This window comes from Chryseobacterium sp. RU33C, assembly GCF_900156015.1.
In the GTDB taxonomy this organism is placed as follows: Bacteria; Bacteroidota; Bacteroidia; order Flavobacteriales; family Weeksellaceae; genus Chryseobacterium; species Chryseobacterium candidae.
Genome location: NZ_FTMT01000011.1, coordinates 51,133 through 71,941, shown reverse-complemented (window position 1 = coordinate 71,941; position 20,809 = coordinate 51,133). Strand labels below are relative to the sequence as shown.

The following is a 20,809-nucleotide window of genomic DNA, read 5'->3' as shown; positions in this document are numbered from 1 at the left end:
GTTAATTCTAATAACGCAGTTTTAAGCGTTTTATTTCAATTTTTCTTTTATAAAATCAATACATTTTTCAGTGACAATATGCAGGTCTTTAGGTAGATCATTTTCTGTCCACGGTTCTTTTGCGCCGAAGGTATGGTTGGCATTTTCAATCAGAAACAGCTCAGAATTGGGGTGGAGAATATGAAGATGCTCAGCCTGTTTTACTTCTACCGCTTCATCTTCTGTTCCATGAATAATCAGCATATGAGCTTTAGCCATTTCTGCAGCCCGCTCCACATCAAAACGGTGAATATCTTTTTCATAGTCCTCATAGAACTGATAATAATGAGGCATTTCCTGTTGGGTACGCCCGTTCAGGGCATAATAGACTCCGTTTATCTTCCATTTCTCAAAAGCTTCTTCTTTTGGAAAACGATCTAATGCATCCACACTGGCCAACGTAATCAATCCGTTGATCCTTTCATCTTCAAAAGTTTTAATGATAGAAATTCCTCCTCCCCTGCTGTGGCCGATCAAAATAATTTTTTCATCATCCACATGAGAATCTTTGCTAAAGTGATCAATCACTACGCCAAGGTCAGAAAGTTCTTTAGAATAATTATTATTTCCAAAAGCTTCAAGGTCTCCAAAGTTAAACGGATCATCTGTAGTTGTTCCGTTATGTGAAAAATTAAACTTGACAAAGAAAAAACCTGCTTCAGCAAACTTTTCTGCCATCAGGTTCCATGCGCCCCAGTCTTTATACCCTTTATAGCCGTGAACAAATACAACCAGGGGAAGTTTTTTTTCAGTATCCGGATAAAAAATATCTGCAAGAAAACCTTTTGTTTCTTTATTTTCTAAGTATATATTCTTTTCACTAATCAAATTCATAAATAAAGGGGTTTTATTTAATATTATTTATATTTATGGAATTAATTCAAACTGAAATTTATGAAAAAAACTCTACTTTCTTTATTTTTAATTACTTTTTCTTTGATCCTGAGCCAGACGACTAAAAGGGTCTTTTTTATTGGAAACAGTTATACGTACGTCAATAATTTACCTGGTCTTATTCAAAGCATTGCCGCATCTGATGGCGATGTATTCGAGCATCACAGCCAGACTCCGGGAGGTGCTACGCTACAGGATCACTTCAATAACCCGAATGTCATTTCAGACATCAATCAGGGAAACTGGGATTATGTGGTATTGCAGGAACAAAGCCAGCTTCCTTCGTTTCCAGATTCACAGGTTCAAAGTCAGGTGTATCCTTATGCTCTTCAGCTTTCCAATGTAATTAAAACAGCCAATCCTTGTGGAAATGTTATTTTCTACATGACCTGGGCCCGTAAAAACGGTGATGCAGCCAATTGTCCGGGGCTTCCTACTGTTTGTACCTATCAGGGAATGGATACTCAAATTTATAACCGCTATATGGAGATGGCACTCAGTAATGAAGGAATTGTCTCTCCGGTAGGCAAAGTCTGGAGAACAATCAGAGAGCAAAACCCGGCAATTGATTTGTATGATCAGGATGAATCTCATCCCAGTTATATAGGTTCTATGGCGGCAGCTTATACATTCTATACGATTATATTCAAAAAAGACCCTACCCAGATTCCTTTTAACGGAAATCTTACTTCTGCACAGGCTCAATTCATTAAAGATATTGTGAAAACAGAAGTGTACAATCAGCCTGCTAAATGGTATGTAACCAACAATGATGTTCACAGCAGGTTCACTTATCAGCTTACCGGTGCAGGAACCGTTCAGTTTACAAATACCACACAGAATGCAGCTGCTTATTTGTGGGATTTTGGTGACGGTATCACTTCTACTCTGGAAAATCCAACACATACCTATAATGCGGTTGGAAGTTATCATGTTAAACTGACGACCAATGCCTGTGGAGTAACCACTACCAAAACAAAACTGGTGGTTGTAAATACATTACATACAGCAGAAACAACTATAGAAAACGGACTTCAAATGTATCCAAATCCTGTTCAAAACATTGTTAACATTGTTTCTAAAAAACAATTTGAAGTAATTTCACTTGCAGAAGCTTCAGGAAAAGTCATGCCTTATCATTTGAATAAGACAGAAAATGGTTACAGTATTTCATTTCAGCATTTGGCCAGCGGTATTTATTTCCTGCAATATAAAACAGGCGAAAAGGAATTCACTAAAAAAATTATTAAAAAATAAGCTTATTTTTGCTGTATGCAGAATTTAAGAACTGTAACCGTGATGCGTTACATTCTGCCACTAAGAGAAGGAGGATCTCTTCCGGCTCTGGCAGAAGCTGATGATGATTTCAAATATGTATTAAAATTCCGTGGTGCAGGCCATGGGGTAAAAATGCTGATTTCCGAACTGTTGGGCGGTAAAATTACCGAAGCTTTGGGACTTAAAATTCCTGAACTTGTTTTCGTTAATCTTGATGCTGATTTCGGAAGAACGGAAGCTGATGAGGAAATACAGGATCTTCTGAAGTTTTCTGAAGGTCTGAATCTTGGGCTGCATTATCTGTCCGGATCTATTACGTATGATCCGGGAGTCAGTGTAGATCCGCTTCTGGCTTCCAAAATTGTATGGCTGGATGCATTCATTACCAATATTGACCGTACTTTTAAAAACACCAATATGCTGATGTGGCATAAAGAACTCTGGATCATTGATAATGGTGCTTCGTTCTATTTTCACCACTCCTGGCAGAATTTTGATACAGCGGCCAAAACACCTTTCAAATATGTGAAAGACCACGTGCTTCTTCCTAAGGCAAAAATGCTTGATGAAGCTGATCAATTTGCCCATGAAGTTTTGAATGACACGCTTTTCAGGGATATTGTCAATATGATTCCTGAAGACTGGTTACACTGGAATGATGCGGATGAAACACCGGAAGAAATCCGTGAGATCTATTTTCAGTTTATGAAAACCCGATTAGAAAATTCTCAAATCTTTGTAAACGAAGCGAAAAATGCAAGAGGATAAAATATATGAGTATGCGGTAATACGCCTGGTACCTAAAGTTGAAAGAGAAGAATTTTTCAATATCGGACTGGTGATGTTTTCCAAGAAGGAGAAATTCATCAGAGTGGAGTTCTATTTGTGTCCGGATAAATTTAAGCTGATGCACAGCAAACTGGATTATGATGATATTATTCATAATCTGGAAAGTTTTAAAAAAATTGCTAATGGTGAGAAAGATGGCGGTCCTATTGCCTTTATGGATATTCCGGAACGTTTCCGATGGCTGACAGCAGTAAGAAGTTCTGTGGTGCAGACCTCCAGACCTCATCCGGGAAAATCAAAAGATCTTAATGCTACTTTTGGTAAGCTTTTTGAGGAGTTAGTAAAATAATATTCCTTAAAAATTTATTATGAAATCACAAATCAACAATATATCAACATACAGGTTTTCCACAAACCTGTTTTTTATTTTATTTTTAAGCTTTACAAATTTATTTTTTTCACAAGATTTACCACTAAGGCCAACCAAAGCTTCTGCTGTAAAAAGTACATTACTCCCTGAAATTGCAACAGTTTCCGAAGATATTGTTTACAAAACCAGCAGAAAAGGCCAACCTCTGGCTCTTGATCTCTATACTCCTAAGAACACCAGCGCTGAAAAGCTTCCGGTATTGATCTACGTTCACGGAGGCGGATGGGTAGAAGGTGACAAAGTGGTTAATGCCGATAATTATCTTGAAACGACTGTAAAAAAACTGATAGACAAAAAATATGCTGTCATCAGTATCAATTATACGCTTTTAAGTGACAGCATTCATTTTCCTTTGCCTTTGGAAGACACCAAAGATGCTGTAAGATGGGTAAGAAAAAATGCAGAGAAATATCATTTCGACCCCAATAATATCGGGCTTTTCGGGGCTTCAGCCGGAGCTCATCTTTCCATGATGGCAGCTTACACACCAGACAATACTTATCTGGGTAATCCGGAACTTTCGTCTTATTCTGCCAAAGTAAATTATGTGATAGATCATTACGGACCGGCTGATCTTAACAAGCTTTTTCATACAAGATTAGGAACAATTCCGGTGAGATTGATCGGTTTAATGTCCAAAAAAATTGTCGGTTTACAGGAAAATCTGGTGAAAGGAATTTCCGGATATGATATCAGAAAAGACCAGGACAGAGCTATTGATTACCTTAAAACAATATCTCCCGTTTATTTTGTTTCAGAGGGAGTACCTACTTTAATTGTTCAGGGAAATAATGACAAAATAGTTCCTTTAAGCCAGTCTAGAAAACTTCACAGAAAATTAAACAAAGCCAAAATACAGAGCTCTCTGATCATCGTTGATGGCGGAGTACACGGCTTTGGTACTACAGATAAAACTTATCTGGATCAACTTACCGATCAGATGGTTGATTTTGTTCTTTCACAAAAGAAATAAGATATACATCTACAGACGATAATATAATTAAAAACCTGTAAATCAAATTAATAATATACAGAACAAATACAAATTTGCTAGATTGATATACATATTGATATTTTTCATTAAGAATTAATTACCTTGGCTATTGTTTAAATTATTAACAACAAAAACACCAATAATTTAATTTTTCATCAACAAAAATAAGTGATATGGAATCTTTAAACAATATCAACGCTCTTACTCTCATCTTTGTATCTGTTCTTCTTTTTGCGATAGCTTACCGTTTTTATGGTATCTTCATTGCCAATAATGTTCTCCGGCTCAATGACGGAAATACCACACCTGCTGTAGAATTTGCAGACGGTAAAGATTATGTGGCTACCAATAAAAATGTACTTTTCGGACACCATTTTGCCGCTATTGCCGCCGCAGGACCCTTAGTAGGACCTGTTCTGGCAGCACAATTCGGTTATCTTCCCGGCGCATTATGGATATTGATAGGTTGCGTACTGGGAGGCGGAGTACACGATATGATCGTACTTTTTGCATCGGTAAGACATAAAGGACAGAGCCTAGCTACTATTGCTTCCAAAGAAATCGGGAAGGCAACAGGTACAGTTGCAGGGTTTGCCATCCTTTTCATTTTGATTCTTACACTGGCAGGTTTATCTTTAGCTTGTATCAATGCAATGCATGAAGCTTCATGGTCTCTTTTTACAGTAATCATTACCATGCCCATTGCTGTTATTATGGGGCTGATCATGCGCTATAAAAAGAACAGCGTTCTGTTTGCAAGTATCTTAGGCGGCATTCTTTTGATAGCAGGGATTATCGGAGGCCATACGCTGATGCAGAACCCTACAATGAATGGTTTATTTTCATGGGATATTACAACGATTTCCATTGCTATTCCTCTTTATGGTTTTATTGCTTCTGTATTGCCTGTATGGCTTCTTTTGGTTCCGAGAGATTATCTTTCTACTTATTTAAAGATAGGAACTATTATTATGCTGGCTATCGGAGTCATTGTTATTCATCCTACGATACAGATGCCTGCTATTACAGCTTTTGTTAATGGTGGTGGTCCCATTATTGGCGGTCCGGTACTTCCTTTTATCTTCATTGTAATTGCCTGCGGAGCCATTTCCGGATTCCATGCAGTGATTGCTACCGGAACGACTCCTAAAATGTTGAATAAAGAAAGAGAAATCCTTTTTGTAGGATATGGTGCCATGCTAGTAGAAGGATTTGTAGCATTAATGGCACTTATTGCTGCATGTACGCTGATGCCCGGTGATTATTTTGCGATCAATACTCCCAAAGAGGCTTATGATTCATTTTTAGCAGCGCATCCTACTTTGCACGGAGTAGATATTGATTACTATTCACAAAAAATAGGTATCGATCTTTATGGCAGAACCGGAGGTGCAGTATCTCTGGCGGTGGGAATGGCTCATATCTTTAATAAAATCCCATATATGGATCAGCTGACGGCTTACTGGTATAATTTCGCCATTATGTTTGAAGCGGTATTTATTCTTACTGCCATTGATGCCGGAACAAGAGTGGGACGTTTCTTTTTACAGGAAATGCTGGGGTCTGTTGTTCCAAAATTTAATGATAAAAACTGGATTCCCGGAATTATTATCAGCAGTCTTCTTTTCACTTTTGCCTGGGGATATCTGGTGTATACCGGAAATGTAAACAGTATCTGGCCGTTATTCGGAATCAGTAATCAGCTGTTGGCAGCCTGCGGACTTATTGTGTGTACAACGATGCTGATAAGAATGAACAGAGGAAAGTATGCTTTATGCTCGGCTATTCCGGGTGTTTTTATGGCTGGAATTACTTTCTGGGCAGGTTATATCCAGGTGAAGGACATTTATATTCCTAAAGGACAGTACTTGCTGGCTGCTTTAGCAGTAACCGCAATGGTTCTTATGCTGATTGTGTTTGCGGGAGCTTTCAGGAAATGGTATCAGCTTCTTCAGATCAATACCACAGAAATTGACCATTATGGTGAGCCAGTGAAAGAATTGGTAGAAAGATAAAATTCAAATTATATAAATGAAAAGACATTAAGAAGGATTTAAGAAATAAAGTTTAGTTAAGAGGAATCATTCTGATTTTTAAGCTTAAAGCGAAGCTCATATTAAGACTCTTAAACTCTTTTTGAATCTTAAGGCTTCAAAAATAAAATTTCATAAAAAACAGTTCAGGATTTCTGAACTGTTTTTTATAAGCATTATCTTTTGTATGTATTTAAAAATTGAAATTCAATCTTGCAAAAACATATCTTCCGTTCTGTCCAAACTGTGAAGTGGAACGTGAATAGATGAACTGGTCGTTATTGGTAGAAGCGGTAAGGTTTTTTGTTGGATAGATATCAAACAAATTGTTTACCCCTAAAGTCAGTCCTACATTTTTGGTAAACTGATAGGCCGCAGATAGATCGGTAATGATCTTATCTCCGATTTGCTGATGTTCATTAAAATCAATAATTCCGTCTCCGTTCACATCAATAATATCAGCACCTGTCACTTTTCCGAAGTAGGTATTTCTCAGATACAAGCTTGCATTCTTCCATGAAAGTGTGTGCGAAAGACTGGCTTTCACTCTTGGTACAGCTTCTTCAAGATATACTCTCGATTTTTCAGAGAAATAAACTTTTTCCAATTGTGGCGACTGTAAAAGCCCTGCAGAATGGATATCACCAACCTGTTTTGTTTTATTAAGGTTAATGGCAAAGTTATTATCCAGTTTAAATCCTGAGAATCTTGCATGATGTGAAATCACTACATCTACTCCTTTTGTTTCTGTATCAATGGCATTGGTAAAGAATTGTGCTGCATTGATTCCTAACTGATCATAAGCTTCCTGTGCTTTCTGAGGAACACTTGCTCTTAAGAACTGGTCAGTAAGGATGATACGGTTATCAATTCTCGTGAAATATCCGTCTGCAGTAAAACTAAGTCCTGCCGAAGGAATTCTGTAAGTAAATCCTACACTTGCTGATTTGGAAGTTTCCTGTTTCAGTTTTGGCATATCCAGCAATCCTGCCAGCTGAGAATCATTGCTGAAAGTTCCTACTTCCAAAAGTTGATTATTGGTAAACAATGTAGAGGTTACATTATAATAAATCTGGTGGATAGATGGTGCTCTGAATCCTGTAGAACCTGCAAATCTCACATTGAAATCAGGTGCTACCTTGATTCTTGAAGCCAACTTATAATTGAATGTAGAACCAAAATCTGAATAGTTTTCATATCTCGCTGCAGCATCTACCAATAACCAGTTGGTAAAGTTAAATTCAATATCTGCATAGGCAGCTACCGACTGTCTGTTTTTATCCACGGCATTTCCTGGTTTAAATCCGTTGAATACCTGCGATCCTCCCGGAAGTAATGCTCCGAAGAAATCTGTAGGTCTCACAGAATTTCCGTTCCATACGTTTCCTGAAACATCATAGGTTGCATATGAAGCTTCTTCCCCCTGAGTAATTTTAAAATTCTCATAACGGTGCTCTGCTCCAAATGCTACATTGATTCCTTCCCACACATCATATTTTTTAGAGAAATCTAAATTGATCGTATTTTGAGAAAATCTCAGCCCTCCTGCATTAAACTCTCTTGGTGAAACAAAACGCATTGAGGTATTTCCTGTATTCTGAATATTATAGGTAAATGAATTCTGTCCGTACGTATTACTGAAATCAATATTCCATCCTTCCCAGTTTCCTTTGATTCCCGCTGCTAATGAAATATCCTGAATATCTGTTCCGATCTGTGGAAGATAACCGTTAGGATACAATCCCGTAAAAGTTCTGCTTTCTCTAGGTCTTCTGTAAAATCCTTCGGAAGTTCCATGTCTTAAACTGTATCCTCCAAAAGTATATACTTTCCAGTTGTCACTTACAGGGATTTCTGCATTCACAAAAAGCTGGTGATTATTCAGTTTAGATTGTCCTACCTGCATATTAAAATCCTTTCTGCCCTGTCCTCTGTAAGCCAGTTCCTGATCTGTCACATCAGCACTTAGTAAAGACCAAAGTCCTTTCTGAAGAACATTCCCTGAGGCATCTGTAATGTCTTTGAATGTATTTGCATTTTGTATATCAGAGAGCTGAGTTGCACTAAAATAGTTTACTCCCTGAGCATACTGATGTACATAATCAATAATCTGCTGTGAATTGGGAGTATTATTTATATTGGTAAAAAGAGAAGAAAGATTGACTCCGTCATTCAAGGCACGTTGTTCAATCGCATTATAAGCGTTGTAGATTTTTCCACTTTCAGTACCTGCTCTGTACGTTGGATTTCTGAATTGTGAAGACCAGGTAATATTAAAGAAACCACCTTTAGTACCGATTTTATTCCCATAGTTTAAATCCAGCTGAATATTCTGTCCGTCAAAATCTCCGGTATGGTCATTAGCCGCTGGGGTAAGGTTTCCACCATAGCTGATCTGTCCTGCAAGTTTTCCTGTATCTCTTTTCAGATCAAGATTGATCACGCCGGCAATGGCATCAGAGCCGTATTGTGCAGCAGCTCCGTCTCTTAATACTTCAATTCTGTTTAAAGCAAAAGAAGGAATAGCATTCAAATCTGTACCAACAGTTCCTCTTCCTGGTGTTCCGTTTACATTCACCAATGCTGAAGTATGCCTTCTTTTTCCATTTACCAAAACCAAAACCTGATCTGGTCCCAAACCTCTTAACTGTGCAGGATCCAGGTGATCTGTTCCATCTGAATTCGTTTGAATTGTAGAAGTAAATGAAGGAGCAACCACATTCAGAATTTGTCCGATATTGGTTTGTGGAAGGATAATTGAAGATTCTTTTACATTGAATACATCTACGGGAACCGGGCTGTCTGTTTTAGATCTTGCACCGGCTCTTGAACCCAATACTACCACTTCTTCTACATTATTGGTCTTTATGGTGTCTTTATGTGCTTTTATGCTGTCTTTTTCCTGTCCGTAAGTAAACACGCCGAGAAAAAATAAAACAGAGGCCGAAAGAATAGTTTTCTTATTTATCATAGGTTAGAATTTGATTAACATTTATGTTTTTTACAAGGTGCAAATGTAAAATATATTTATTAGTCTACAAAACTAATAGACTTTGTTTTTATAAAAAACAGTTATCGTTTCTTTCTATCCTTCATTTAAAGTTATGATAAATTAAGGTAACACACATACAAAACATTGTTTTATAAAAGGTTAACTTCAATACAAATAGTGAAAACGCTATGCACGCGAAGAAATAAACTGCTTATTGATTATTCTTCCGGTTGCAACGGCACTTCGTTCAGCAGAGGATTTGTCTTTGCTAAGTGCAACGCCTTCGCGATCGAAAATAGTAGATCTAGATAATCACATTGCGAGCTTCGCGTTCAAATAAAAAAACGGATCCAAAAATTGAATCCGTTTCTTTTATATTTTTATTTTGAAATTAAATCTTAGTCAGTTTAGCATATTTTAGAATCAGGTTTTTCTCTCCTTCATGCATGAAAACTACTTTTGCTTTGATATTCTGAGGATCTGTTCCATCCAGGAAAGTCACCTCTCCTATTCCGAAACGGTCGTGTCTCACTTTATCACCTACTTCAATATCCTGAGAAGAAGCTCCGCTTGGATTGATAATTTTAGCCGTGCTTACAGGTTTCAGTTTTCTTACTTCAGGAGCAGGTTTGGAAGTATCACCTCTATCAATGGTCTTCTTTTCAACCTTTTTGAAAGATTTTATTTCAGAAGGATGTTCATCAAAGATATTGGATTTCACTCCTGAATTATTGATAAATCTTTTTTCCAAAGCAGGATTAAGGAATTCAATATATTCATCATCTATTTCACTTAAAAATCTTGAAGGCTCAGCATCCGTAATTTTTCCCCATTGAAAACGTGAAACAGCATAGGAGAAGAAAGCCTGTTTTTCGGCTCTTGTTAATGCTACATAGAATAATCTTCTCTCTTCTTCCAGATCTTCTCTGGTGGCTGAACTCATAAAGCTTGGAAAAAGGTTTTCTTCAAGCCCTACCAGGTGAACCACGGGGAATTCCAATCCTTTTGAAAGGTGAATGGTCATCAGAGAAACCATATCATCTTCCAGCTCTTTATCCTGAGTATCTGCAGAAAGGGCAATATTTTCCAGGAAGTTGGAAAGACTCGGATCTCCGTCTTCAAGCTGCATCTGCTCTTCAATGAACCCCTGCATGGAGTTCATCAATTCCTGAACGTTTTCTACTCTGGAAATTCCTTCAGGAGTCTGGTCATCTTTTAAAAACTTGATTAAACCACTTCGTTTTGCCACTTCCATAGCTACACTGTAAGCTGTTTCTGTTTTCAGCAATACCTGAAAAGCTTTGATCATGGACCAGAAATCGTTCAGTTTGTTTAAAACTCCATTGTTCAGACCTAGCTGCGGTGCATACATCGGAAGATTTTCCAATACTTTTGAAACCGCAATATTGTGGGCATCCGCAAAAACGATCAGTTTATTCTGTGTTGTTTCTCCAATTCCTCTTGCCGGATAATTGATAATCCTCATCAATGCTTCCGAATCATTTTCATTGATCAGAAGACGAAGGTATCCAATAAGGTCTTTTACTTCTTTTCTTTGATAGAAAGAAAGGCCTCCGTATACTTTGTACGGAATATTTTTACGTCTCAGTGCGTCTTCAAAAGCACGTGTTTGAGAGTTGGTTCTGTATAAAATGGCAAAATCACTGTATTTCCTCTGATCGCGGTTACGAAGTTCCCAGATATTTCCTGCCACAAAGTTCGCTTCATCAGCATCAGAAAGAGAACGGTAAATTTTGATCTTGTCCCCCTCTTCATTATCACTGAATACATTTTTCTTAAACTGCTGAAGGTTTTTAGCAATAACAACATTCGCTGCATTTACAATATTTTGTGTGGAACGGTAATTCTGCTCCAGAGATACCGTTATAGCATCAGGATAATCTTTTTTAAAGTTTAAGATATTGTAGATATTTGCTCCACGGAAAGAATAGATAGACTGTGCATCATCTCCTACCACACAGATATTCTCAAATTTTGAAGCCAATGCTTTTACAATAAGATACTGAGAATGATTCGTATCCTGGTACTCATCTACCATGATGTATCGGAATCTGTCCTGATATTTCGCCAATACCTCCGGAAAACGGGTTAATAATTCATTGGTTTTCAACAACAAGTCATCAAAATCCATAGATCCGTTTCTGAAACACTGATCCACATATTTCTGATAAATCTGCCCGATGAATTTCATATTCGCTTTTTCATCCGCTTCCATCAGTTCAGGATTGTTGAAATATGCTTTTACGGTAATCAGATTATTCTTATAGGTTGAGATTCTTGCCTGAACTTTTTTAGGTTTATAAAGATCGGCATCGATATTCATATCCTTCAGAACTTTTTTAATCACATTCAGGGCATCCTGCTGATCATAGATGGTAAAATTGGAAGGATATCCGAGATAATGAGCCTCAATTCTCAGAATTCTTGCAAAAACGGAGTGAAATGTTCCCATCCAAAGGCTTCTCGCATTGCTGTCTCCTACTACCTTCGCGATACGTTCTTTCATTTCCCGTGCCGCTTTATTGGTAAAGGTAAGCGCCAGGATATTGAAAGGGTCTATTCCGTTGTGTATTAAATGGGCAATACGCATGGTCAATACACGCGTTTTCCCGGAACCTGCTCCGGCAAGTACCATGAGAGGTCCCTGTAAAGAGGTAACGGCTTCATATTGTGATTCGTTGAGTCCTTTCAAATAGTCCATACAGCAAAAAAATTTTGGGAACACAAAATTAAGGTATTCGGAGCAGAATTCAAACTTTCATAAAGAAGTTAGGGATTTGAAGTAGTAAGATTGTACTAATAGTATTTGTCAATGGTCAATTTTGCTTCGCAAGTGAATGGTGAATGGCTATTGTTAAACTTAACTGTAAAGAAAAATTATGTATGCCCCAAAACTTAATACAAAACCTAAAAGATTCACAAGCGAATTCACCATTCACTATTCATTTTAGTTTTAAATTTCTGAAATTTTTTTCAATGCAATCATATATTTCAATATATTTTGTAACATTTAATTCACTTTTCATACTAATTGATAAACAATTTCTAAATTTTATGAAAAAGCGACTTATTTCTGCTGCTGCCGTAGCTTTCTTCGGGCTAATGCTGAATGCACAGCAAATCAAATTCGAAGAGTATGACCTTCCCAATGGTCTTCACGTAATTCTTCATCAGGATAACTCGGCACCGGTTGTAACGACGGGTGTAATGTACCATGTAGGTGCAAAAGATGAAGTAAAAGGCAGAACTGGTTTTGCTCACTTCTTTGAACACCTTTTATTCGAAGGAACTCCTAACATCAAAAGAGGAGACTGGTTCAAGATCGTTTCTTCCAACGGAGGTCAGAACAACGCCAACACTACTAATGACAGAACTTATTATTACGAAACGTTTCCTTCCAATAACGAACAGCTTGGACTTTGGATGGAAGCAGAAAGAATGCGCCACGCTGTAATCAACCAGATTGGTGTGGATACGCAGAGAGAGGTTGTAAAAGAAGAGAAAAGATTAAGAATGGATAACCAGCCTTACGGAAATCTTTTCACGACTATTCAGAAAAATTTATTTATCAATCACCCATACAACTGGCCAACAATTGGTTCTATGGAAGATCTGAACTCTGCTAAATTAGAAGAGTTTCAGGCGTTCTACAAGAAATATTACATTCCGAATAATGCTACTTTAGTGGTGGCAGGAGATATCAAACCTGAACAGACTAAGAAATGGATTGAAACCTATTACGGAGGCATTCCAAAAGGAACCCTTTATCCAAAAGATTTCCCGAAAGAAACTCCTATCACACAGGAAAAAGAAGTAACTGCTACTGACCCGAATATCCAGCTTCCGGCTTATGTATTTGCATACAGAACTCCTGCTAACAAAGAGAAAGATGCTTATGTTTTGGATATGCTTTCTTCTTACTTAAGCAATGGAAAATCTTCTGTTTTATATAAAAAATTAGTTGACCAGGACAAAAAAGCGCTTCAGGTAGCTGCTTTCAACCAGGGGCTTGAAGATTACAGTATTTTTGCGTTCTTCGCCATTCCTATGGGACAGACTACAAAGCAGGCTTTACAGGCTGACATTGATGCTGAGATCAAAAAACTTCAGACGACTTTAATTTCTGAAGAAGATTATCAAAAACTTCAGAACCAGTACGAAAACCAGTTTGTAAATGCCAACTCAAGCATTCAGGGAATTGCTGCTTCACTGGCAACCAACCATGTATTGATGGGGGATACGAATTTGATCAACAAAGAAATCGACATTTACAGATCTATCACCAGACAGGATCTTCAGAATGCAGCTAAAAAGTATCTTAATTCCAACCAAAGAATAGTCATCAATTACGTACCTGAGAAAAAGTAATCATTTCAACTTCTTAGGTGATAATATGATTATTAAAAATTAAATTTTTACAAATGAAAAAGCAATTAACATATATAGCTGCAGCATTTTTCTTTACAGGAATGGTTTCAGCACAAAAAATAGATCTTAATGCAATGCCAAAACCAGGACCTACTCCTGCAATTAACATTGCGAAGCCAAAAACTTTCCAGCTAAGCAACGGTCTTACAGTAATGGTGGTTGAGAACAACAAATTACCAAGAGTAAGCGCAAGCCTTTCTATGGACAGACCTCCGTACAACGAAGGAGCAGTAACCGGAGTAAGCGAAATTATGGCTGAACAGTTCGAAAACGGAACAACCAACATCAGCAAAGATGATTTCAACAAAAAAGTAGACTACCTTGGAGCGAACCTTAATTTTTCTTCAGGAGGTGCTTCAGCCAATTCACTTTCGAAATATTTCCCTGAAGTATTAGGACTGATGGCTGATGCCATTATTAATCCTAAATTCTCTGCTGAAGAAATTCAAAACTCTAAAGAAAGAGCTATCGAGGGATTAAAGTCTGAAGAAAAAAATGCATCTTCTATTGCTTCAAAAGTTTCCAACGCTTTGATGTATGGAAAAAACACGTCAAGAGGTGAATTTGAAACGGTTGAGTCTATCAATAAAATCCAGCTTGCTGACGTTCAGAACACTTATAAAAAATACTACGCTCCGGACAATGCTTACTTAGTAATTGTAGGAGACGTGAAGTTTGACCAGGTAAAACCTTTGATTGAAAAAGCTTTCAGTAGCTGGAAAAAAGCGAACACACCTATTGCACAGTTAGAACCTGCTTCTAATGTTGCGAAAACGGAGATCAACGTAGTAGATGTTCCTTCTGCAGTACAGTCTGTTGTTTCTTTAAACAACCTGAACACTTTGAAAATGAAAGATGCGAACTACTTCCCTGCAACAATCGCCAACTATATTCTCGGCGGCGGTGGTGAAGCCAGACTTTTCATGAATCTTCGTGAGAAAAACGGATTTACCTATGGGGCTTATTCAAGTATGGTTGCCAGCAAGTACTCTCCACAATTCTCTGCAAGTGCAAGCGTAAGAAACGAGGTTACAGACAAAGCTGTTAAAGAATTCATGAATGAACTTAATGCTATTTCTACTGTAAAACCTGAGGAATTAGCCAATGCTAAAGCTAAACTGAAAGGATCTTTCATCATGTCTTTGGAGCAGCCGGCTACCATTGCAAGATTTGCTTTAAACCAAAAAGTTCAGGATTTACCTGCTGATTTCTATACCAATTACTTAAAATCTATTGATAAAGTAACGGCTGCAGATGTTTCCAATGCTGTAAAAGCTACCATATTACCTAACCAAAGCAGAATTTTCATCGCTGGTAAAGCATCTGATATTTCTGAAGGATTGGAAAAACTGGGCTATCCTGTAAAATATTTCGATAAGGAAGCTAACCCTGTTGCGAAACCAACTGTACAAAAAGTGGATGCCAATGTAACGGTTGCCTCTGTTGTTGACAAGTATATTAATGCTATCGGAGGAAAGGCTAATCTGGCGAAGATCACTTCCTATACAACCAATGCTTCCATGTCTATGCAGGGACAAAACATCGATTTTAAAATCGTTAAAGCACAAGGCGGAAAGGAGCTTACCACTGTAACAGCAATGGGACAGGTTGTTCAGAAGCAGGTTTTCGATGGAAAAACCGGTTATTCTATGCAAATGGGACAAAGAGTGGATATCACACCGGAAGAAATTGCTGAAAAACAAAAAAATTCTGAAATTTTTGAAGAATTAGGATTTACAAAATCTGCTGATTATAAATTAGGCGGAATTGAAAAAATCGGAGGTGAAGATTCTTACGCCATTAAAGGTGGAAATACTACGTATTACTACAGCGTTGCAACAGGATTAAAAACCGGAGAAACTAAAAAGGTAAAAGCTAAAGGTCAGGAAATGACAATTCCGACAACATTCTCTAATTATAAAGATGTTGAAGGTGTAAAAATGCCTTTTACCATCTCTGTAAGCCAGATGGGAATGGACATGACCATGACTGTAAAGTCTTATGAGATCAATAAGGCTACAGATGCTGATTTTAAATAACAACATCCTATTTTTATAGAAAAAACGGCAACATTTGTTGCCGTTTTTATTTTTATCAACATTTGGCGACATCTTTTTTTGTCATTCAGTAAAAAAAGATTAAATTTGCCCATTCAAAAAGATATCAGAATTAATGGATACTATATTTACACTATTGATGGTTCTTGTTATGGTTGCCAGTGTTTTATTGGTAATTATCGTTATGGCACAAAATCCAAAAGGAGGAGGCCTTTCCAGTACATTCGGAGGTGCATCATCTGCACAGTTCGGGGTACAAAGAACCAATGATTTCATGGAAAAAGCAACATGGACTCTAGGCGGAACTATCATTGTTCTTATCCTTTTAAGCGTTGTTATTACAGGTAAGCCGTCTCAGGCACTTCCTGCACAACAGCAGCCAGCTAAGAAAGAAGCTCCTGCAAAACAGTCAGCTCCTGCTTCTTCTACAACAACTCCGGCACAGACTCCTGCTCCGGTAAAATAAGAAGAATATCATCTTACATATAACAAAAGCAACTCCAATTGAGTTGCTTTTTTATTTTAGCTTGATCTTTTCAATCTGATGCCGGAGCTTTAATCCTGCTTTCAAAAAAGAATACTGTAAAGGCTTCGATTCCTTATAATACTTATCAATAAAGATCTGCATCGCTCCGTAAAATCTGTTGAGATATAATTCATCTTTGATTGTACTTTCTCCTTTATGATGAAGAATAGAAACTTTTCCATAATAGAAGTTCTTATATCCGTTTCTTAGAAAGGTATAGCAGAGATCGATATCTTCTCCGTACATAAAATAAGCCTCATCCAATCCTCCTATTTTCTCATAAACGTCTTTTTTAGCCAATAGAAATGCTCCGGTGAGAACTTCCACTTCTGCAACCGCATTTTCTTCTATATCATTTCTGTAATAAGATTTCGAGTTGTTTTTTTTAAAATTGGTAAAGAGCTTTTCAAAAGAATTAAACATATCCGGAACTGAGCGCTTGCTTTCAGGAAGAAAATTCCCTTCTGCATCATGCATTCTTACGCCCAGACATCCGAATGAAGCCTGCGCATCTGCAAAATCCAGCAATTCTTTCATATAAAAGCCCTCCAATTCCGTATCAGGATTCAAAAGCAATATATATTCTCCTTTCGCAGTTTGTACAGCCTGATTATTGGCTTTTGAAAACCCGCCATTGGTTTCAGATGATATAAAATGTACTTCGGGAAACTCAGGAATAAGATCTCTCCAGGAACTATCTGTTGAAGCATTATCAATCATCATTACTTCATACTCTATATCCTGTATATACTTCCTTAGGGACAGGAGGCAGCTTCTTAGCAATTGGGTGACGTTGTAATTAACTATAATAACGGACAGCTTCATATTAATCCTTTTCGTTGTATGGCAGCCTGTTGATAATAGATCTTCCTAAAGAAATCTCATCAGCATATTCCAGTTCATCTCCTACAGAAATTCCTCTTGCAATACTGGAGAAATTCACATTGAAGTTTTTAAATTTCTTGTAAATATAATAAGCTGTAGTGTCTCCTTCCATCGTAGCACTCAAAGCAAAAATAAATTCCTTTACCTTTCCGTCATTCAGTTTCTTTTCAATACTTGGAATATTCAGCTGGCCAGGCCCTACTCCTTCCATCGGAGAAATTTTACCGCCAAGAATCAGATATTTCCCTGTATACTTTCCTGTATTTTCTATGGCAATTACATCCCGTACATCTTCAACGATACAGATCAGTTCTCCATTTCTCTTTTCATTGCTGCATATTTCACAAATGTCAAAATCCGAGAAATTGTGACATTCTTTACAATATTTTATTTCATTAACAAGATTGATCAGGGAGTTTCCAAGGCTTACGGCTCTGGAATTGGGCTGCTTTAACAAATGTAATGCTAATCTCAAAGCCGTTTTCCTGCCAATTCCTGGCAGCCCGGAAATCTCGTCCACTGCCTTTGCCAATACTTTACTAGGGTAATCCATAGGTACAAAAATAAGGATTAAAGTTGATAATTGATAGTGAATAGTGAATCCTCAATTCCCTTCGTTTGTGAATTTGTATAAAGTGATTATTGACTATTGACTTTGCGCAGCAAAAATTGACAATTGACCATGAGATTAATGTCCCATGATGATATTTTATATTTCTCCCATACCTGAGAACACTAAAAAAACCTTTATATTTGCGGCTTAAATTAAATATGAAAAAAATTAACTAACATGGTACTTAACAATCTAAATTATCCTCTGGATTTCAAATTCAAAATCACTACTTTAGCAAGTGACTTTAACATTACTGACAAAAATGGAAATTATGTGGCATATGTTCGTCAGAAAATGTTCAAGTTGAAAGAAGACGTTATTGTTTTTAATGATGAAAGTAAGTCTAAGGAACTTTTCAGAATCAGAGCCAATCAATGGATTGATTTCAACGCTTCATATTCTTTAAATGATCTTATTGACAATAAAAACTTTGGCAGATTAGCCAGAAAAGGAATGCGTTCTATCTGGAAAGCAAGTTATGATATTCTGGATGCACATGATCAGCCTAAGTTTAAAATTCAGGAAGACAGTGCGTGGGTAAGATTCTGGGACAGCTTTGTAGGAGAACTTCCTATCATCGGGATGTTTACAGGATATTTCCTTAATCCATCATATACGGTAACAGGGATAGACGGAAAGGCTTATTTTAAGCTTAAAAAAATGCCTTCATTCTTCGGAAGAAGATTCCAGCTGGACAGACTGATTGACATTGATGACGAGGAAGAAAGCCTTGTTATCCTTTCTTTATTAATGATGACACTTCTTGAAAGAGCAAGAGGATAAACAAATAACAAAACCACAAACACATGAAATATGTAATCATTGTATTTTCCGCATTTCTGTTGGCAGCCTGTAAAAAGGAAAAAGAGACTGTTTCAGACTCCACTACTGCTGATTCTTTGCATGTTGCCAAAGATTCAACTGCAAGAGCTTCTTCTTCAGGAAATATTCTGGTGGGGACGATTCCGTTTCCACAAGAAATCAAAGAATGTTCCTGCTATTTTGCAGCCAGTAAATCTGATTTTGAAAATGAAAGATATATCTACGCAGATGATGCCGGAAAAACTGCATATATGATGCTGGATGGCAAAAGGCTTGCTATGAATCTTATCTCATCAAGTGACATGGAAGTAGATGAACTGCTGACCAAGGAAATAGAAAATGATGATTATAAAATTTCTGTAAAAGGTAAAAAAATAAAGGGCGAAGAGGCTTTACTGTTTGAAGGAACTCTGACTATAGAGAAACCGGACGGAACTACATTTACCACTCCGATCTATGGAGAGTGTGGGTGTTAATACAAGCGAAATCCTACAAAAATGCTTCTGTATCTCACGGAAGCATTTTTTTATTCGTAAATTTGAGAAAAATAAATTTCAATGGAATTATCTAATATAGAACCGCAGATTATATGGAAAAATTTCTCCAGATTAAATGCTGTTCCAAGACCTTCAAAAAAGGAGGAAAAAGTGATCGCATTTATCAAAGGATTTGGTGAAAATTTAGGACTGGAAACTACGGTAGATGAAGTAGGAAACGTTATTATTAAGAAGCCGGCCACGGCAGGAATGGAAAACCGTAAATCTATTGTGCTTCAATCGCACCTTGATATGGTTTGCCAGAAAAACAATGATGTGAATTTCGATTTTGAAACCGAAGGAATCAAAATGGAAATTGACGGTGACTGGGTAAAGGCAAAAGGAACTACTTTAGGAGCTGATAATGGTTTAGGAGTAGCAACCATCATGTCTATCCTTGAAAGTTCAGATATTCCACACCCTGCATTGGAAGCTCTTTTCACTATTGATGAGGAGACTGGAATGACAGGTGCTTTAGGATTAAAACCAGGACAATTGACAGGACAAATTCTATTGAATCTTGATACTGAAGAAGATGATGAAATTGATATCGGCTGTGCAGGAGGTGTAGACGTGACAATCACTCAAACCTATACTGCAGAAGCTTCAAAAGGACAAATTGTAAGACTTGAAGTAAAAGGGCTACAGGGTGGACACTCCGGAATGGATATCCATAAAGGCTTCGGAAATGCCAATATCATTTTGGGAAGACTTCTTTACACCGGACTTGAAAACCAGAATATTGAATTGATCTCTATCGACAGCGGAGGGTTGAGAAATGCTATCCCAAGAGAAGGAGTTGCTGTAATTTCAGTGAGAAATGCTCAGGAATTTATAGACAATGTAATGGTTCTTAAAAAAGAGATCTTAGAAGAATTTGCTACTGTAGAACCGGGAATTCAGATCAATATTGAGAACTCTACGTCTTCCGACAAAGCTATTTCAGAGACAGATTCTAAAAAAGTGATCCTCACTTTAAAGGCTCTTCACAACGGAGTTTACAGAATGAGTCCTGATGTGGCTGATCTTGTAGAAGCGTCCAACAACGTAGCAAGAGTAGAACTGAAAGGCGGAGAACTCAAGATTTTAAACCTTACAAGGTCTTCTGTAGATTCTTCCAAATATTCAGTAGCAGAACAATTGAAATCGGTAGCAGAGCTGGCTGGAATGAATGTTGAATTCAGCGGATCATATCCGGGATGGAAACCAAAACCTGGTTCAGAGATTGTACAGCTGATGGAGAAACTTTATATTGAAAAGTTCACTGAAAAACCCCATGTAGTAGCTTGCCACGCAGGTCTTGAGTGCGGGATCATCGGTGCCAACTATCCAGAAATGGAAATGGTAAGTTTCGGACCAACCATCAGAGGAGCGCATTCACCTGATGAGAGAGCCAACATCCCTTCAGCACAAAAATTCTGGAGCTTCCTGAAAGATATTTTAGCGAATATTCCTCAGAAATAAACAGATTA

16 protein-coding genes are annotated in these 20,809 nt (G+C 37.4%); 11 read left to right on the top strand and 5 right to left on the bottom strand.

The genetic code is table 11. The annotated features are described in order from the left end of the window. Positions 1–30: 30 nt before the first annotated feature. The gene (locus tag BW946_RS10960; RefSeq protein ID WP_076596225.1) at positions 31–873 is read right to left on the bottom strand and encodes an alpha/beta hydrolase family protein; all 843 of its coding nucleotides are present in this window, start codon (positions 871–873) and stop codon (positions 31–33) included. Between the two features lie 60 nt (positions 874–933). On the opposite strand from BW946_RS10960, the gene BW946_RS21850 reads away from it, so the two are divergent. The 5 genes from BW946_RS21850 to BW946_RS10935 all read left to right on the top strand — a co-directional run bounded on the left by BW946_RS21850 (position 934) and on the right by BW946_RS10935 (position 6,439). Continuing rightward, entirely contained in the window at positions 934–2,190 is a 1,257-nt protein-coding gene (locus BW946_RS21850) for a T9SS type A sorting domain-containing protein (protein WP_076596224.1), read from the top strand. 15 nt (positions 2,191–2,205) lie between these two features. Beyond that, entirely contained in the window at positions 2,206–2,979 is a 774-nt protein-coding gene (locus BW946_RS10950; RefSeq protein ID WP_076596223.1) for a HipA family kinase, read from the top strand. Beyond that, a complete protein-coding gene (locus BW946_RS10945; RefSeq protein ID WP_076596222.1) occupies positions 2,966–3,349 on the top strand; it encodes a DUF3037 domain-containing protein in 384 nt (127 codons plus the stop codon). Before BW946_RS10950 ends, BW946_RS10945 begins: the two co-directional genes overlap by 14 nt. Before the next feature lie 19 nt (positions 3,350–3,368). Continuing rightward, on the top strand, positions 3,369–4,403 hold the full coding sequence (locus tag BW946_RS10940) for an alpha/beta hydrolase (RefSeq protein WP_076596221.1): 1,035 nt from the start codon (positions 3,369–3,371) through the stop codon (positions 4,401–4,403). A 194-nt stretch (positions 4,404–4,597) separates the two neighbouring features. Further along, positions 4,598–6,439, top strand: coding sequence for a carbon starvation CstA family protein (locus BW946_RS10935; RefSeq protein ID WP_170872075.1), 1,842 nt, complete (start codon positions 4,598–4,600; stop codon positions 6,437–6,439). A gap of 211 nt (positions 6,440–6,650) precedes the next feature. Here BW946_RS10935 and BW946_RS10930 read toward each other — a convergent pair whose 3' ends face one another. Together BW946_RS10930 and BW946_RS10925 are read right to left on the bottom strand one after the other, a co-directional pair. Further along, positions 6,651–9,428: a TonB-dependent receptor plug domain-containing protein gene (locus BW946_RS10930; RefSeq protein ID WP_076596220.1), complete on the bottom strand. Its 2,778-nt coding sequence runs from the start codon at positions 9,426–9,428 to the stop codon at positions 6,651–6,653. A 412-nt stretch (positions 9,429–9,840) separates the two neighbouring features. Beyond that, a complete protein-coding gene (locus BW946_RS10925; protein WP_076596219.1) occupies positions 9,841–12,171 on the bottom strand; it encodes an ATP-dependent helicase in 2,331 nt (776 codons plus the stop codon). Positions 12,172–12,524: 353 nt separating this feature from the next. Between BW946_RS10925 and BW946_RS10920 the strand changes: the two genes are divergently transcribed. From BW946_RS10920 to secG, 3 genes are all read left to right on the top strand, one after another. Continuing rightward, entirely contained in the window at positions 12,525–13,838 is a 1,314-nt protein-coding gene (locus BW946_RS10920; protein ID WP_076596218.1) for a M16 family metallopeptidase, read from the top strand. Positions 13,839–13,891: 53 nt separating this feature from the next. Next, positions 13,892–15,937 (top strand): M16 family metallopeptidase, encoded by a 2,046-nt coding sequence (locus BW946_RS10915; RefSeq protein ID WP_076596217.1) that lies wholly within the window; start codon positions 13,892–13,894, stop codon positions 15,935–15,937. A gap of 133 nt (positions 15,938–16,070) precedes the next feature. Further along, complete coding sequence (secG, locus tag BW946_RS10910) at positions 16,071–16,421, top strand: preprotein translocase subunit SecG (RefSeq protein WP_076596216.1); 351 nt, start codon at positions 16,071–16,073, stop codon at positions 16,419–16,421. A gap of 51 nt (positions 16,422–16,472) precedes the next feature. On the opposite strand, the gene BW946_RS10905 is transcribed toward secG, so the two are convergent. After that, the gene (locus BW946_RS10905) at positions 16,473–17,312 is read right to left on the bottom strand and encodes a glycosyltransferase family 2 protein (protein WP_139325996.1); all 840 of its coding nucleotides are present in this window, start codon (positions 17,310–17,312) and stop codon (positions 16,473–16,475) included. Next, complete coding sequence (gene recR, locus BW946_RS10900) at positions 17,308–17,919, bottom strand: recombination mediator RecR (RefSeq protein WP_076596214.1); 612 nt, start codon at positions 17,917–17,919, stop codon at positions 17,308–17,310. Before recR ends, BW946_RS10905 begins: the two co-directional genes overlap by 5 nt. Before the next feature lie 237 nt (positions 17,920–18,156). On the opposite strand from recR, the gene BW946_RS10895 reads away from it, so the two are divergent. The 3 genes from BW946_RS10895 to BW946_RS10885 all read left to right on the top strand — a co-directional run bounded on the left by BW946_RS10895 (position 18,157) and on the right by BW946_RS10885 (position 20,801). Further along, positions 18,157–18,762 carry an LURP-one-related family protein gene (locus BW946_RS10895; protein WP_076596213.1) on the top strand — a complete coding sequence of 202 codons (606 nt, stop codon included), beginning with the start codon at positions 18,157–18,159 and terminating at the stop codon, positions 18,760–18,762. 23 nt (positions 18,763–18,785) lie between these two features. Beyond that, the gene (locus BW946_RS10890) at positions 18,786–19,277 is read left to right on the top strand and encodes a hypothetical protein (RefSeq protein ID WP_076596212.1); all 492 of its coding nucleotides are present in this window, start codon (positions 18,786–18,788) and stop codon (positions 19,275–19,277) included. Between the two features lie 81 nt (positions 19,278–19,358). Further along, on the top strand, positions 19,359–20,801 hold the full coding sequence (locus tag BW946_RS10885) for an aminoacyl-histidine dipeptidase (RefSeq protein WP_076596211.1): 1,443 nt from the start codon (positions 19,359–19,361) through the stop codon (positions 20,799–20,801). Positions 20,802–20,809 lie beyond the last annotated feature (8 nt).

Coding starts and splice junctions, on each gene's coding strand:
- recR (WP_076596214.1), bottom strand. CDS start 17,919: ATGGATTACCCTAGTAAAGTATTGGCAAAGGCAGTGGACGAGATTTCC.
- BW946_RS21850 (WP_076596224.1), top strand. CDS start 934: ATGAAAAAAACTCTACTTTCTTTATTTTTAATTACTTTTTCTTTGATC.
- BW946_RS10950 (WP_076596223.1), top strand. CDS start 2,206: ATGCAGAATTTAAGAACTGTAACCGTGATGCGTTACATTCTGCCACTA.
- BW946_RS10925 (WP_076596219.1), bottom strand. CDS start 12,171: ATGGACTATTTGAAAGGACTCAACGAATCACAATATGAAGCCGTTACC.
- BW946_RS10945 (WP_076596222.1), top strand. CDS start 2,966: ATGCAAGAGGATAAAATATATGAGTATGCGGTAATACGCCTGGTACCT.
- BW946_RS10920 (WP_076596218.1), top strand. CDS start 12,525: ATGAAAAAGCGACTTATTTCTGCTGCTGCCGTAGCTTTCTTCGGGCTA.
- BW946_RS10960 (WP_076596225.1), bottom strand. CDS start 873: ATGAATTTGATTAGTGAAAAGAATATATACTTAGAAAATAAAGAAACA.
- BW946_RS10915 (WP_076596217.1), top strand. CDS start 13,892: ATGAAAAAGCAATTAACATATATAGCTGCAGCATTTTTCTTTACAGGA.
- BW946_RS10930 (WP_076596220.1), bottom strand. CDS start 9,428: ATGATAAATAAGAAAACTATTCTTTCGGCCTCTGTTTTATTTTTTCTC.
- BW946_RS10885 (WP_076596211.1), top strand. CDS start 19,359: ATGGAATTATCTAATATAGAACCGCAGATTATATGGAAAAATTTCTCC.
- secG (WP_076596216.1), top strand. CDS start 16,071: ATGGATACTATATTTACACTATTGATGGTTCTTGTTATGGTTGCCAGT.
- BW946_RS10935 (WP_170872075.1), top strand. CDS start 4,598: ATGGAATCTTTAAACAATATCAACGCTCTTACTCTCATCTTTGTATCT.
- BW946_RS10940 (WP_076596221.1), top strand. CDS start 3,369: ATGAAATCACAAATCAACAATATATCAACATACAGGTTTTCCACAAAC.
- BW946_RS10890 (WP_076596212.1), top strand. CDS start 18,786: ATGAAATATGTAATCATTGTATTTTCCGCATTTCTGTTGGCAGCCTGT.
- BW946_RS10895 (WP_076596213.1), top strand. CDS start 18,157: ATGGTACTTAACAATCTAAATTATCCTCTGGATTTCAAATTCAAAATC.